A 13,186-nucleotide genomic window follows, 5' to 3' on the forward strand; every position below is an offset into this window, starting at 1 on the left:
CCACGGCGGCAAGAGTGCACCTTCGCCGTTTTAGCGCTGACAAGTTTGACAGTACGTACTACACGAAAGTGAGGACTCCATGGGTTCCGTCATTAAGAAGCGCCGCAAGCGCATGTCCAAGAAGAAGCACCGCAAGATGCTGCGCCGCACCCGCGTGCAGCGCCGTAAGCTGGGCAAGTAAACCCCAGCCCGCTTCTTGCCCTCCGCCATTGTGCGGAGGGTTTTTGCATGCTTGCCGACGTTTCCTCAGCGCCCGCTACCGCCGGTAGTAGCGCCAGCCGCCATAGGAAAAGGCGGCGGTGGCCAGCGCAGGGAGGCCATAGGTGCGGATGGCGCGGCGCACGGAGCGATAGTCGCGCACCAGCCAGCCGCGGTCGCCAGCAATATCGCGCAGCTTGCGGTCTGGGTTAATGGCCACGGCGGTGCCGACCATGGACAGCATCGGCACATCGTTGGCCGAATCCGAATACGCGGTGCAGCGCGAGAGGTCGAGGCCTTCGATGGTAGCGAGCGCGGCCACGGCGTGCTTTTTGCCGGGCCCGTGGAGGATATCGCCGACCAGCCGGCCGGTGAATTTGCCGTCCTTGACCTCCGCGACGGTGCCGAGCGCGCCCGTAAACCCGAAGCGCCGGGCGAGCACCTGTGCCAGCTGGACCGGCGTGGCGGTGACCAGCCATACCTGCTGGCCGGCGGCTAGGTGCATCTCCGCGAGCTGCGTGGTGCCGGGGTAGGCGCGGCGGGCTAGCGAGGCATCCACGATCTCCTCGCACAAATCCACCAGCTCGTCGACGCTGCGGCCTTTGACAAACTCCAGTGCCTGCGCGCGGCCGGCGGCCACGTCCTTGGCATTTTCGCTGCCGGAGACGCGGAACTTGAGCTGCTTCCACGCAATCGGCAGGATTTCAGAAAGACGGAAGTAGCGCTTGCGCGCCAAGCCAAAGGCGAATTCCACGAGGGAAGAGCCTTGGATGAGGGTGTTGTCGACGTCGAAAAACGCTGCCGCGCCCACATCCACCGGCACGTCCGGGTCCTGGGCGGTGATGCGCTGCGCGCCAGCCGCGTCATAGGAGCCGGTCACCGAGTCCACGCCGGAGGCAAAATCCTCCAACTCCAGCCCGAATTCCTCCAGCGCCGCGGCGGCCGCGGCTTCACCGGCGGTGCGCTGCGATTCCTCGTCCAACGGGGCGAGCGCCTGGGTCTCCAAGAAATTGCGCAGGTTACCGCGCGAGGCGGTCCAATTGGCCAAGAAGTCGCGGGGGGATTCGGGGAACCCTGGGGGAGTGGTAGCGGACACGAGTGGGACAAACAGCTTTCGCAAATGCGGGGTGGACTAACGTGTCCATAGTAATGGTTTCGACCGCCGCCGTCCTTGTGAGGAGAAAATGTCCCAGCATCTCGTCGAGCTCATGGTGCGCACCACCTGCGGTTCTTGCGCGCGCGTGAGGGAGCAGATCACCCCCGTCGTCAAGCAGGCAGGCGCGGAGCTTGCCGTGCGTAACGTGGATGAGCACGCGGAGCTGGCCATGGAGTTCGGTGACCGCGTGCCCGTTGTGGTCATCGACGGCGAAGAGTTTGCTTGCTGGGAAGTAGACAACGAGGAGTTAGCGGCCGAGCTGGCTGGTTGATTCGGGATCCGCGACACCGACGGGTAGTCTTTTGGAGGATTAAAATCAATCAAAGGGTTGAGGAGTGTTGTGCATGAGCGTGCTCGTCGTGGGCATGTCCCACCAGTCGGCGCCGGTGGCGCTGCTGGAAAAGCTGAGCATGGATAGTGCGGTCCAGGATTCCGCCTGCGGGCAACTCGTGGCGGCCGAGCCACTTTCAGAGGCCATGATTATCTCCACCTGCAACCGCATGGAGGTCTACACCGTCACCAACTCCTTCCACGCCGGCGTGCAGGAAGTCGTGCGCGTGCTCACCCAGGTGTCGGGCGTGGGCGAGCAGGAGCTGCGCAACTACCTCTACGTGCGCTATGCCGACGCCGCGGCCGAGCACCTGATGTCCGTGACCTCCGGCCTGGATTCCATGGTGGTGGGCGAGCAGCAGATCATCGGCCAGGTGCGCAGCGCCTACCAGTCCGCCTCCGAGCAGGGCACGGTCGGCCCGCGCATCCACGCACTGGCGCAGGCCGCGCTACGGGCCGGCAAGCGCGTCCACTCCGAGACCGATATCGACGAAGCCGGCGCCTCCATGGTGTCCTTCGCCTTCGACCAGGCCCTGCAGCGCCTCGACGCCGGGGACCTGACCGGCAAGACCGCGCTGATCCTTGGTGCGGGCGCCATGGCATCCCTCGCCGCCACCCACGCCGGCCGGCTGGGGGTTAAGGAGCTGGTGCTGGCCAACCGCACCCGCGAGCGCGCCGAGCGCCTAGCCAGCCACGCCGAGGAGGCGGGCGTTGCCACCCGCGTCGTGGACTTTGCTGAGCGCGCCGCCGCGCTTTCCGACGTCGACCTTGCCATCTCCGCCACCGGCGCCGATAACTTCACCATCGAGGCCGCCGACCTCCCCGCCGGCCGCGATCTCATGCTCATCGATCTCTCCCTGCCGCGCGATATCGACGATGCCGCCGCCGCGGCCGAGGGCGTGGACTTGGTCAATATCGAGCGCCTGAGCAAATCACTCTCGGCCGCCTCCACCGATCTCGCGGCCGGCACCAGCCCGCACGCACAGGCCCGCCACATCGTCGACGAGGAACTTGCGGCCTATACCTCGGCCCAGCGCGTGCGCGACGTCGCCCCGGCCGTAAGCGCCCTGCACCGCCGCGCGGCCGATCTCGTCGAGTGCGAGACCGCGCGCCTGCAACACAAGCACCCCGAGCTCGCGGGCAAGCAGCTCGAGGACGTGCAGCGCGCGCTCAAGCGCGTGGCCGATAAGCTGCTCCATGAACCGACGGTGCGGGCGAAGAAGCTGGCGGCGTCGGAAAGCAGTGTCAGCAGCGAAAGCGCCCTGCAGGAACTCTTTGGCCTGCAGCTGGAAGGCTCCGGTGTGTCCGTGGCCGTCAATGAACTGCCCACCATGACTAAGGAGGCCTAAATGTTTCAGATTGGTACCCGCGGCTCCAAGCTCGCCACCACCCAGGCCGGCCATGTGCGCGATTGGCTTATCGACGCCGGCTTTGACTCCCAACTCCACATCGTCACCACCGCCGGCGACGTCAACATGGCGCCCGTCGAGCGCATCGGCGTCGGCGTATTTACCCAGGCGCTGCGCGAGGCTCTCTATGCCGGCGAGTGCGATATTGCCGTGCACTCCTTTAAGGACCTGCCCACCGCGCCCGATGAACGCTTCCGCCTCGTCGTGCCGCAGCGCCAGGATTCCCGCGAAGCGCTCGTCGCCCGCGATGGCCTGAGCCTGGCGCAGCTGCCGCAGGGCGCGCGCGTGGGCACCTCCGCCCCGCGCCGCATCTCCCAGCTGGCCGCCCTCCGCCCGGACCTGGAGATTCGCCCGCTGCGCGGCAATATCGATACCCGCATGTCCAAGGTCACCGACGGCGAGCTCGACGCCGTCCTGCTGGCCTACGCCGGCCTGCTGCGCGGCGGCTACGCGGACCGCGCCACCGAAATCTTCGAACCCTCCGTCTTCATGCCGGCGCCGGCCCAAGGCGCACTCGCCATCGAGGCCGTGGCCGGCACCGAGGCCGCCGCGGCCCTAGACGCCATTGTCGACGACCGCGCCTCGGCCGCCGCTGCTGGTGAGCGCGCCGTGCTGGCCCGCCTCGAGGCCGGCTGTACCGCGCCGGTGGCCGCCACCTCGCGCTGGGACGGCGACCAGCTCACCGTGCGCGGCGGCGTCTTCGCACTCGACGGATCCCGCCAGCTCACCGCCACCGCCTCCGGCTCCGCGGCCGAAGCCGCCGATCTTGGCGCGCGCATCTCGGACGAGCTTTTCGCCGGTGGCGCGGCCGAGCTGCTGGGCAAGTAATTTCGCCTTTAGGCGCTAATAATTTAAGGTGTAGATACCACAGATCATTGTCCCGCAATGATCCGGCCCCCTTTAAGGGCATCCCAGGACGCAAGGCCTGGGATTTTGGCCGTTAAGACCGTGTCACCCACCGCCGGCGCGGGGAACCACACCGCATGCGATCATGTCCGTGCGCGGTGCCGCGCGCCCGATTTTAGAAAAGAACTTTATGAGCAATGCCGCGCCAGACACCCAATTGGGCAAGATCGTCTTTGTGGGCGCTGGTCCAGGTAATCCCGACCTGCTGACCGTCCGCGCCCGCGAGGTTCTGGCAAATAGTGCCATCGCCGTGACCGATCCGCAGGTCATGCAGGGCGTGCGCGATGCCGTCGCCGCCGCGCTGCCCGTTCCACAAGAGCTTCTCGACGCCGCCGAGGCCGAATACGCTCAAATGTGCGCCGATGCCAAAGCCAAGGGCGCACGCCGCAAACCGCCGCGCCCCGCACCGCCGACGGCCGCGGTGCTGTACGAGCCGGCCGAAGATATCGTCGGCCAGCTGCGCGAGTGCTTGGTCGAGGCCGATGGCGAGGATGTCATCCGCCTCGTCACCGGCAACCCGCTGCACCGCGAGTCCATCAAGGCTGAGATCAACGCCGTGGCATCTGCCGGCCTGGAATTCCAGGTAGTGCCGGGCATGTCCCTGCCATCTACCGTGCCGTCCTTTGCCGGCATTGCGCTCGGCTCGACCTATACCGAAGCCGACGTTACCGACGGCGCCGATTGGGACGCGCTCGCCAACGCCACCCAGCCCATCGTCCTGCAAGCCACCAAGGAAGACCTGCCGGTCATCTCCAACGAGCTGCAGCAGCGCGGCATGCCGGCCGAGACCGAGGCATTTGTCACCGTCCACGGCACCACCCGCCTGCAGCGCACCTATGAGACCACGCTGGGCACCATGGGCAAGCTCGACGCGGACCTCACCGGCCCGCTCGTGGTCACCCTCGGCCGCAGCATCGACGACCGCACCAAGTACTCCTGGTGGGAAAACCGTCCACTCTACGGCTGGCGCGTGCTCGTCCCGCGCACTAAGGAGCAGGCCGGCCCGATGTCCGCGCGCCTGGCCGGCTACGGCGCCATCCCGCAAAACGTGCCCACCATCTCCATCGAGCCGCCGCGCAACCCGGCGCAGATGGACCGCGCCATCAAGGGCATCGTCGAGGGCCGCTACAAGTGGATCGTCTTTACCTCCGTCAACGCCGTGACCGCGGTGTGGGACAAGATTGCTCAGCTCGGCCTCGACGCCCGCGATTTCGCCGGCGTCCACCTCGCGGCCGTGGGCACCAAAACCGCCGCCGCCATCCGCGCCAAGGGCATGGTGCCCGAGCTCCTGCCACACAAGAAGAAGCAGAACGCCGAGGGCCTGCTCGATGTCTTCCCCAACTTCGTAGAAGACATCGACGCTGTCGGCCGCGTCCTGCTCCCGTGCGCCGATATCGCGGCCGACACCCTGGTTGACGGGCTCAAGGCCCTGGACTGGGAGGTCGACGACGTCGTGGCCTACCGCACCGTCCGCGCCGCCCCGCCTTCGGCCGAAATCCGCGCCATGATCAAGACCGGCGGCTTCGACGCCGTCGCCTTCACCTCCGGGTCCACCGTGCGCAATCTGGTGGGCATTGCGGGCAAACCGCACCAGCGGACGATCATTGCGTGTATCGGGCCGTCGGCAAGAGCGGCCGCGGAAGAGATGGGCCTGCGCGTCGATGTCGTGCCCGAAGTCGCCGACGTGCCCGCGCTTGTCGACGCCCTCGCAGACCACGTCGCCGCCCTCCGCGCCGCCGGAAACCTGCCCGCGCCGCGCAAGAAACGCCGCTCGCGCAAGAAGGCTACTAAGGTCGACAAGGCATAAGTTTTAGTCTCGCTCTAAGGAGTACCCAATGAGCACCTTCCCAGCCCGCCGCCCACGCCGCCTGCGCACCACCGCGCAGATGCGCAACCTCGTGGCCGAAACCGAGGTCCGCCCCTCGGACCTGATTCTGCCCATGTTCATCGTGGACGGCCTCGACGCCCCGCGCGAGATTCCCTCCATGCCGGGCGTCTACCAGCACACCTTCGACTCGCTGCGCCGCGCGGCCGAGGAGGCGTTGGAGGCCGGCGTGCCGTGCATCGACCTTTTCGGCGTGCCGCTCGATGAAGACAAGGACGACACCGGTTCCGTCGCCTGGGACCCGCAGGGCATTTTGAACCGCGGTATTTCCTGCCTGCACGAGGAATTCGGCGACGACCTCATCGTTATGGCGGATACCTGCCTCGACGAGTTCACCTCCCACGGCCACTGCGGCGTGCTGGATGACAAGGGCCGCGTGCTTAACGACGAATCCGTCAAGCTTTACCAAGACATGGCCCGCTCCCAAGCCCGCGCCGGCGCCCAGATCGTCTCCCCGTCCGGCATGATGGACGGCCAGGTTGCCGCCATCCGCGCCGACCTCGACGAGGCTGGCCACGAGGACGTGGCCATCATGGCTTATTCCGCCAAGTACGCCTCCGCCTTCTTCGGCCCGTTCCGCGATGCCGTCGGCTCCTCCCTCGAGGGCGACCGCCGCACCTACCAGCAGGACCCGCGCAACTTCCGCGAATCCCTGCTTGAAGCCGAGCTCGACATCGAAGAGGGTGCGGACTTCGTCATGGTCAAGCCCGGTCTGCCCTACTTGGACGTGCTCTCGGCCGTGGCGGAGACTTCCCCCGTGCCGGTCGCGGTCTACCAGGTCTCCGGTGAGTACGCGATGGTCAAGGCCGCGGCCGCCAACGGGTGGATCGATGGCGAGTCCATCATGCTCGAGTCGCTGACCGCATTCAAGCGCGCCGGCGCCGGCCAGATTCTGACCTACTTCGCTACCGAAGCCGCCCGCCTTCTCAAGTAAAGGACCCCTGTGACTGCTACGCCCCCGTCGCCCGCCCCTGCCCCTCGCGCGCAACGCCCGCCGCGGAAGCAGCAGCGGCCGGAGTCCGTGACGTACATGCTGTGGCTGTGGCTGGGCGCGCTATGCGGCGAGGCCGTGCACCAGGTGCTCAACGTGGTGCTCACGCTGCTCAACCACGACGTACTCATGTCGCAGGCCAAGGAGATGGCCAAATCCGCACCGGCCGGCGTGGATGAAGCCCAGCTTTCCGACGCCTTCCTCCGCACCGCCGCCTACGGCTCCGTCGCTCTTTCGGCTGCCATTTCGCTGGCGATTATCGTGCTGCTGGCCTTCCTGTTGCGGTCCCTTGCTAACCGCAGCAAGCGGGCCGGCACCTCGCGCCGCGTGTGGTTCGCCTTCTCGCTCTACTTCGGCTTCCGCATCCTGCTGACCTTCATGGTCACCCCGGCCGGCGCGGACGTGCCCGATTGGCTCTTTGCCGCCGATGGCATGGTGCAGATCCTTGTCGGCGTCGCGGCGGTCCTCGGCCTGATTTTCTCCGTGCGGGCCGAGACCTTGGACTACACCGGCGAACTCGAGCAGATGCGCGAGCTGGAAAAGGAACTCGAGCAAGCGCAGCGCGAGAAGAAGCGCGCCGAGGAAGAGCGCAAGCGCTCCAAGGACGACCAGCGCGGCAACCGCGACGGCAGCAAGCGCGATCGCACCAACCGCACCGACCGCGTCGGCCGGTCTGATCAGGAGGATAAGCGATGAATAACACCGAGCGGCCCGGGCCCCGCGACTATAACCGCGCGGCCCGAAACACCTCCGCCAAGGAGAGCCTCGACGCGTGGCCGCGGCCGCTGCGCTGGGCATATTGGGTGCTCGTCGTCAGCGCCGTGATTATGCTGGTGAGCGGTATGGTGGGCATCTTCGGCTCGGGCGGGCCACAAGCAGAGCCGCAGAATGCGCAGGTCGCGGAGTACCTCCACTCCAATCGCCTGTTTGTCGCGGTGACCAATGCCGTCGGCGCCATCCTGCTTGCGCTCTTCGCAGCGCAGCTGGCCGGCGGGTCCAAGTGGGCGCGCCGCATCATCACCGCGGTCATCGCGTTCGCGCTGTTTACCAATATCGCCGCCCTCGCGCTCGGCATCGGCGGGCTCGGGCTGTTGATTATCCCCATCACCCTGATCGTCGCCCTCGCGCTGCTTTTCCAGCCGCAGTCCAACCGCTTCATCAAGGACCGCAGCCTGCGTGGCTAATTAGCCCTCACTCCAACTTTTGATTCATAATTGGGGCATGTCTCGACTCAATCGTGCCCCGCTTATCGACGCCGCCCTCGGCCGCACCCCCTCCCGACCCCCAGTCTGGTTCATGCGCCAGGCCGGCCGCTCGCTGCCGGAGTACCGCGCCGCCCGCGAGGGGATTAGCATGCTTGATTCTTGCTTCATGCCGGAGCTGCTGGCAGAAATTACCCTCCAACCGGTGCGCCGCCACGACGTCGACGCCGCCATTTTGTTCTCCGATATCGTCGTCCCGCTTAAAGCCGCGGGCGTCAAGGTCGATATCGTGCCGGGTCGCGGGCCGGTGATGGAGCAGGCGGTGAGGAGTAGGGAGGACGTCGGCAAGCTGCCGCTGCTAGAAGCCGACGTCCCCGAGGTTACCGAGGGCATCGCCCGCATCCTGGCCGAGCTCACCGAAACCCAAGCGCTCATCGGCTTTGTGGGCGCGCCGTTCACGCTGGCCAGCTACCTCATTGAGGGCGGGCCATCCAAGAACCACCAGCGCACCAAGGCCCTCATGCACGCAGATCCGGAGACCTGGCACATGCTCATGCGCCGCCTGGTGCCGACCATCACCCGCTTCCTGCAGGTGCAGGTCGACGCCGGCATTGACGCCATGCAGCTTTTCGATTCCTGGGCCGGCTACCTCAACGAGCGCGACTACCGCGAGTTCGTGCTGCCGTACTCCCGGGAAATCCTGGCCAGCGTGAAAATCCCGCGCATCCACTTCGGCGTCGGCACCGGCGAGCTCTTGCCGGCCATGTCGGAGGCGGGGTCGGAAGTTATGGGCGTCGATTATCGCGTGCCTATGGACGCCGCGGCCGAGCGCGTAAGCGCCCGCGTGTTGCAGGGCAACCTCGACCCGGCCATGCTTTTCGCCGGCGACGACGCCGTGCGCCAGGCCGTGCGCACCATCCGCGGCGAGGTCGATCGGGCCCGCGAGCGCGGCGATATCGACGGCCATATCTGGAACCTCGGCCACGGGGTCTTGCCAACTACCGACGCGGAGGCCATCACCCGCGCCGTATCCATCATCCACGAGGAGGGCTAAATGCGTATTGCGATTATTGGTGCTGGCCTGGCGGGCTTGACGGCCGCCTACGAGCTGCGCGACCACGACGTTGAGGTTTTCGAGGCCGCCGGCCGCATCGGCGGCAAGCTGTACTCCGTGCCGTTTAATGACGGCCCCACCGACATGGGCGCCGAGGCCTTCCTCGCCCGCCGCCACGACGCCGTGGAATTCATCGAATCCCTCGGCCTGGGCGGGAGCTTGGTCGAGCCCTCCGGCCTGCATTCGCTGGTGTATTCCGGCGAGCTTAAGCCGCTGCCGCGCGGCGGGATGATGGGCATTCCTTCGCACTCGGAGCCGGTCGCACACCTGGTCTCGGCTGAGACCGCCCGCCGCATCGATAACGAGGAGCCTTTCGAGTGGACGGCCGGCAGCGACGTCTCCGTCGGCCGCCTGGTGCACCAGCAGTTTGGCGACGACCTCGTTGACCACGTTATCTCCGCCCTCCTCGGTGGCGTGTACTCCTGTTCGGCCGACGATCTGGGTGTGCGCGCGACCATCCCGGCGCTGGCCGAGACGCTCGACGCACTCTCCGCGCGCGGCCCAGTCACCCTCTCGGCCGCGGTCCGCTCGCTGGAAGAAGCCCGCGCGGCCAAGCCGAGCAGCAGCGGACCCGTCTTTCAGACCTTCCGCGGCGGCTACGCAGAACTCTATGAGGCACTGGCCGATAAATCCCGCGCCAAGATCTACCTCGATACCTTCATCTCCGGTATCACTCGCGAGGGCGAGAAATTCCGCTTGTCCGGCGCACCCGGCGATACCGCTCCCTTCGACCGCGTGCTCGTGGCCACCCCGGCCCCGACCGCGGCGCGCCTTCTTAGCAAGGTCGCCCCGCAGGCGGCGGACCGGCTGAAGGGAGTGAAATTGGCGGCGTCGGCAGTCGTGGGCCTGAAGTTTGAGTCTGACACGGACCCGGCCGGCAACGCGTTGCCGCAGAACTCCGGCATCCTCGTCGCCACCGACCAAGACGATGTCCACGCCAAGGCATTCACGCTGTCCTCACGCAAGTGGCCGCACTTGGCAGAGCGCGGCGGGGCTCTCGTACGTGCCTCCTTCGGCCGCTTCGGCGACGACGCCATCGTCCGCGCCGAAGAAGACGACCTCGTCGACTATGCCCTCGATGACCTCCAGCGACTCACCGGCTTCGACGGCCGCGCCGCGGGTGTCGCGGAGATCTTCACCCAGCGTTGGTTCGGCGGCCTGCCGCGCTACGACGCCGGGCACCTCGAAACTGTGGCCGGCGCGCGCGGCGCCCTCGCGGCGACGCCGGGCATCGATGCCACTGGCGCTTGGGCCGGCGGGGTTGGCGTACCCAATGTCATCGCGGATGCCCGCGCTGCCGCGGCCCGCATCGCTCGCTAGCTGCGGGGCTCGCTAGCTGCGGGCATGCCAATGCGGCAGCAGGGCATCCTGCTGCCTGGCGGTTTAGGGGCTAGTGGGCCGGTGGCGGTGATGTCGCGGTGTCAGCCCAGGGCGGCCGCCACACCACGCGGCCTCGGCGCCGAACGAGGCGCCCGCGCACCGGTGGGGCATTAGGGTCATCGTCGTTGACGCCGTTGTGGTACGGACAACAGGTCGCCAGGTTTGCCATATTGGTATCGCCGCCGTGCCGCCACGCCTGCAAGTGGTGCACCTGGCATTTATCCGCCGGATAGTTGCATTCCGCCCACGGGCATACCGGATTTTCCGCGGCGGCCATGAGCCGCTGCTTCTCGCTGGCCATGCGCTCCGTCCGGTAGAGGTTGACCGCGCCCTCGAAGGGGTGAACGAGGGTGATAAGCCCGCGCTCTGCCAGCGTGCGCGAGACAAGTTCCGCGCCGGTGAGGCGGGCGCCGTTGGTGAGCTGGATGGTGATTTCCTCGCCGTCGCCATCGATGATGCGGTCAAGCTCGTCGAGCGTGATGATCGCGTTGGTCGTAATGGTTGGACGGGTGGCTGGGGCGGCGCCGGAAGGGGAGAAGAGCTCCGCAACGGAATCGAGCGGCGCGTTCTCGTCCAGGCTGGATTCCAAGTCCGCGATGAGTGAGGAAGGCCCGGTAATCGCGAGGGTCCACGGCGCGTCCTTGCGGCGGCGGATGCGCACGCCGGGGCGCGGCGGGGCCGGGGGATTGAGCTCGCGCAGCTTCTTGCGCGCTAGCTTTTCCATTTCATCGGTATCGGCGGCGGTGCGGCACAGCTCCACGCGCAGGCGCCAGGCATCGCGCTTGGTCTTAGCGCGGGAAGCGTAGCGCTCGATAACCTCCAGCGTGGGCAGCGGGTGAGCGCGGTCGCGGGCGGCGGTAACTGCCTGGCGTTGCTGGCGGGTGAAGGAGGTGGGGGCAAAGAGGGCGTCGGCAAGCGTGAGCAAAGTGCGGGCCGTCTTATTGGGCGCCCCTGCGGCGCATAGCTGTTCTTCAGACATGCCGGCGCACCCGGCAACGATGTCGATGCCGGGCGCCAGGGCCGCAAGATAAGTCTGAAGAGCTGTCATGCCCCGCAGCCTAAGCCACGGCGCGCAACCTGTGCGAGGATGAGCGCGCGAAGCTGTGGATAACTAGGGCCCACAGGGCGAATTTTGGCCCGCACGCCCGACGGGCCTGTGGATAACTAGCCCTTATTGCGGAAAACGAAGATGGAGGAGAAGTCCTGATCGCCGTGACCCATGGCCTGCATTTCCTCAAAACGGCCGATGGCGGCGGTCAGGGCGGGCAGCGGCTTGGTGGAGGTCATCTCCATGAGCTTGGCGTCCTTGGCTAGGGCGTCGACGGTGAAATCGCCCGGGTCGGTATTGCGCTCGCCGGTGATAAACGGCGCCTTCATATTGGCGATAAAGGACAGGCCGGTGATATCGAGCATCTGCAGCACGACCTCGGAGTCCAGGCCCTCGGACTCGCCGAGTTGCAGGGCTTCGAGCAGGCCCTCGGCGGTGACGGCGAGCGCGAGGTTCGCCAGCAGCTTTCCGATGGCCGCCGTGGCCGCCGCCTCCACTCCGATGAGCTTGTCTTCGCCCGCCCAGGACTCGGCGAGGGACATGGCTTGCTCGCGGCGGGCGTCGTCAGGCGTGCCCACATAGACGCCGAGCTTGCCCTCGCGGGCCGGGCCGAGCGTGCCGACGACCGGGGCGTGGACGTAGGTTTCCACGGCGGCGGCGAATTCGCGGGCATCGTTGGGCGAGACGGTGGTGGTGTCGATCCAGGTCACGCCGGCGGGGATGAGCTGCGGCTCGACGACGACCTCGCGGACATCGTCAGGCCCGAAGAGAGAGGTAATAATGACCTCGGCGTTCGCCACGGCCTCGGTGGGCGAGGCGGCAAGCTCGGCGCCTTCCTCCACCAGCGGCTGGGCGCGCTCGGCGGTGCGGTTCCAGACGGTCAACTCGATGCCGTCTTGCTCGTTGAGCAGGCGGCGGGCTAGTTCGGTTCCCATGCGGCCAGTTCCAAGAAATGCAATCTTCATGGTTTCCTAGTGTGCCATCATTGGGTGCAGGTTCGCCGCGGCTTGCGCGAGCCCCGGACGAGGGAGCCGTACCCGGCAACGCGACAAGACGGCCAGGAAGCAGTTATGGCGTGGTTCATCTTGATTTTCTCCGGCGCATTCGAAGCCGTGTGGGCGGCGGCGCTGGATAAGTCCGCAGGTTTTACGCGCCTGTGGCCCTCGCTCATTTTCCTCGTGGCCTGCGCAATTTCCATGGGCGGGCTGGCGTGGGCGATGCGCAGCATCCCGGTGGGCACGGCCTATGCGGTGTGGGCGGGCGTTGGTGCGTCGGTGGCGGTCATCTATTCCTTCGCGGCCGGACACGAGGCGGCCACGGTGTGGAAGGTGCTATTCCTCGCCATGATCATCGGCGGCATCGTGGGGCTGAAAGCGGTGAGTTAGAGGCCCGGAATCCGCGGCGCGGGTGGCAGCGGCGGCGCAGGTGGCGGTGCGGGCGCAGGCATAGCGGGCACTGCCGGCATATCAGGCACCGCGTCCTCGATGCGCCCGCGGACTTCGTGCGGCGGAATATTGAGGTTCGGCAGGCCGCTTTTGTCCCGCGCAGGTGGGCGTGGGGCCGGCGC

14 protein-coding genes and 1 riboswitch are annotated in these 13,186 nt (G+C 67.0%); of the genes, 11 read left to right on the top strand and 3 right to left on the bottom strand.

The annotated features are described in order from the left end of the window. Positions 1–79: 79 nt before the first annotated feature. Positions 80–181 (top strand): 30S ribosomal protein bS22, encoded by a 102-nt coding sequence (locus tag CORTU0001_RS11375; RefSeq protein WP_003855542.1) that lies wholly within the window; start codon positions 80–82, stop codon positions 179–181. Between the two features lie 75 nt (positions 182–256). Here the strand turns inward: CORTU0001_RS11375 and CORTU0001_RS02800 are convergent, their stop codons facing one another. After that, on the bottom strand, positions 257–1,294 hold the full coding sequence (locus tag CORTU0001_RS02800; protein WP_005327220.1) for an HAD family hydrolase: 1,038 nt from the start codon (positions 1,292–1,294) through the stop codon (positions 257–259). 88 nt (positions 1,295–1,382) lie between these two features. Between CORTU0001_RS02800 and CORTU0001_RS02805 the strand changes: the two genes are divergently transcribed. The 9 genes from CORTU0001_RS02805 (at position 1,383) to CORTU0001_RS02845 (ending at position 10,511) form a co-directional block, all read left to right on the top strand. After that, positions 1,383–1,625: a glutaredoxin family protein gene (locus CORTU0001_RS02805; RefSeq protein WP_005327222.1), complete on the top strand. Its 243-nt coding sequence runs from the start codon at positions 1,383–1,385 to the stop codon at positions 1,623–1,625. 73 nt (positions 1,626–1,698) lie between these two features. Further along, positions 1,699–3,033 carry a glutamyl-tRNA reductase gene (locus CORTU0001_RS02810; RefSeq protein ID WP_005327223.1) on the top strand — a complete coding sequence of 445 codons (1,335 nt, stop codon included), beginning with the start codon at positions 1,699–1,701 and terminating at the stop codon, positions 3,031–3,033. Further along, a complete protein-coding gene (gene hemC / locus CORTU0001_RS02815; protein ID WP_005323002.1) occupies positions 3,034–3,921 on the top strand; it encodes a hydroxymethylbilane synthase in 888 nt (295 codons plus the stop codon). It abuts the gene before it with no gap. A 208-nt stretch (positions 3,922–4,129) separates the two neighbouring features. Further along, the gene (locus CORTU0001_RS02820) at positions 4,130–5,806 is read left to right on the top strand and encodes a bifunctional uroporphyrinogen-III C-methyltransferase/uroporphyrinogen-III synthase (protein WP_244262079.1); all 1,677 of its coding nucleotides are present in this window, start codon (positions 4,130–4,132) and stop codon (positions 5,804–5,806) included. A gap of 28 nt (positions 5,807–5,834) precedes the next feature. Continuing rightward, complete coding sequence (hemB, locus tag CORTU0001_RS02825) at positions 5,835–6,818, top strand: porphobilinogen synthase (protein WP_005327226.1); 984 nt, start codon at positions 5,835–5,837, stop codon at positions 6,816–6,818. A gap of 9 nt (positions 6,819–6,827) precedes the next feature. After that, a complete protein-coding gene (locus CORTU0001_RS02830) occupies positions 6,828–7,571 on the top strand; it encodes a hypothetical protein (RefSeq protein WP_005327227.1) in 744 nt (247 codons plus the stop codon). Then, positions 7,568–8,059 carry a hypothetical protein gene (locus CORTU0001_RS02835; protein WP_005327229.1) on the top strand — a complete coding sequence of 164 codons (492 nt, stop codon included), beginning with the start codon at positions 7,568–7,570 and terminating at the stop codon, positions 8,057–8,059. Before CORTU0001_RS02830 ends, CORTU0001_RS02835 begins: the two co-directional genes overlap by 4 nt. 37 nt (positions 8,060–8,096) lie before the next feature. Further along, positions 8,097–9,131 (top strand): uroporphyrinogen decarboxylase, encoded by a 1,035-nt coding sequence (gene hemE, locus CORTU0001_RS02840; RefSeq protein ID WP_005327231.1) that lies wholly within the window; start codon positions 8,097–8,099, stop codon positions 9,129–9,131. After that, positions 9,132–10,511 carry a protoporphyrinogen oxidase gene (locus CORTU0001_RS02845; protein ID WP_005327233.1) on the top strand — a complete coding sequence of 460 codons (1,380 nt, stop codon included), beginning with the start codon at positions 9,132–9,134 and terminating at the stop codon, positions 10,509–10,511. Positions 10,512–10,581: 70 nt separating this feature from the next. On the opposite strand, the gene CORTU0001_RS02850 is transcribed toward CORTU0001_RS02845, so the two are convergent. Beyond that, the gene (locus CORTU0001_RS02850; RefSeq protein WP_005327235.1) at positions 10,582–11,619 is read right to left on the bottom strand and encodes an HNH endonuclease signature motif containing protein; all 1,038 of its coding nucleotides are present in this window, start codon (positions 11,617–11,619) and stop codon (positions 10,582–10,584) included. Between the two features lie 116 nt (positions 11,620–11,735). Then, a complete protein-coding gene (locus CORTU0001_RS02855; RefSeq protein ID WP_005327238.1) occupies positions 11,736–12,584 on the bottom strand; it encodes an NAD(P)-dependent oxidoreductase in 849 nt (282 codons plus the stop codon). A 31-nt stretch (positions 12,585–12,615) separates the two neighbouring features. After that, a riboswitch (guanidine-III (ykkC-III) riboswitch) is annotated at positions 12,616–12,681 on the top strand. An 8-nt stretch (positions 12,682–12,689) separates the two neighbouring features. On the opposite strand from CORTU0001_RS02855, the gene CORTU0001_RS02860 reads away from it, so the two are divergent. Next, entirely contained in the window at positions 12,690–13,004 is a 315-nt protein-coding gene (locus CORTU0001_RS02860) for a DMT family transporter (protein ID WP_005327239.1), read from the top strand. The last annotated feature ends 182 nt before the right edge of the window (positions 13,005–13,186 follow it).

Source organism: Corynebacterium tuberculostearicum SK141, assembly GCF_000175635.1.
GTDB classification, from domain to species: Bacteria; Actinomycetota; Actinomycetes; order Mycobacteriales; family Mycobacteriaceae; genus Corynebacterium; species Corynebacterium tuberculostearicum_C.

What these genes read in the sequence shown, in the direction of transcription:
- CORTU0001_RS02845 (WP_005327233.1), top strand. Translation starts at nt 9,132, where the DNA reads ATGCGTATTGCGATTATTGGTGCTGGCCTGGCGGGCTTGACGGCCGCC.
- CORTU0001_RS02855 (WP_005327238.1), bottom strand. Translation starts at nt 12,584, where the DNA reads ATGAAGATTGCATTTCTTGGAACTGGCCGCATGGGAACCGAACTAGCC.
- CORTU0001_RS02835 (WP_005327229.1), top strand. Translation starts at nt 7,568, where the DNA reads ATGAATAACACCGAGCGGCCCGGGCCCCGCGACTATAACCGCGCGGCC.
- CORTU0001_RS02860 (WP_005327239.1), top strand. Translation starts at nt 12,690, where the DNA reads ATGGCGTGGTTCATCTTGATTTTCTCCGGCGCATTCGAAGCCGTGTGG.
- CORTU0001_RS11375 (WP_003855542.1), top strand. Translation starts at nt 80, where the DNA reads ATGGGTTCCGTCATTAAGAAGCGCCGCAAGCGCATGTCCAAGAAGAAG.
- CORTU0001_RS02850 (WP_005327235.1), bottom strand. Translation starts at nt 11,619, where the DNA reads ATGACAGCTCTTCAGACTTATCTTGCGGCCCTGGCGCCCGGCATCGAC.
- hemE (WP_005327231.1), top strand. Translation starts at nt 8,097, where the DNA reads ATGTCTCGACTCAATCGTGCCCCGCTTATCGACGCCGCCCTCGGCCGC.
- hemC (WP_005323002.1), top strand. Translation starts at nt 3,034, where the DNA reads ATGTTTCAGATTGGTACCCGCGGCTCCAAGCTCGCCACCACCCAGGCC.
- CORTU0001_RS02810 (WP_005327223.1), top strand. Translation starts at nt 1,699, where the DNA reads ATGAGCGTGCTCGTCGTGGGCATGTCCCACCAGTCGGCGCCGGTGGCG.
- hemB (WP_005327226.1), top strand. Translation starts at nt 5,835, where the DNA reads ATGAGCACCTTCCCAGCCCGCCGCCCACGCCGCCTGCGCACCACCGCG.
- CORTU0001_RS02805 (WP_005327222.1), top strand. Translation starts at nt 1,383, where the DNA reads ATGTCCCAGCATCTCGTCGAGCTCATGGTGCGCACCACCTGCGGTTCT.
- CORTU0001_RS02820 (WP_244262079.1), top strand. Translation starts at nt 4,130, where the DNA reads ATGAGCAATGCCGCGCCAGACACCCAATTGGGCAAGATCGTCTTTGTG.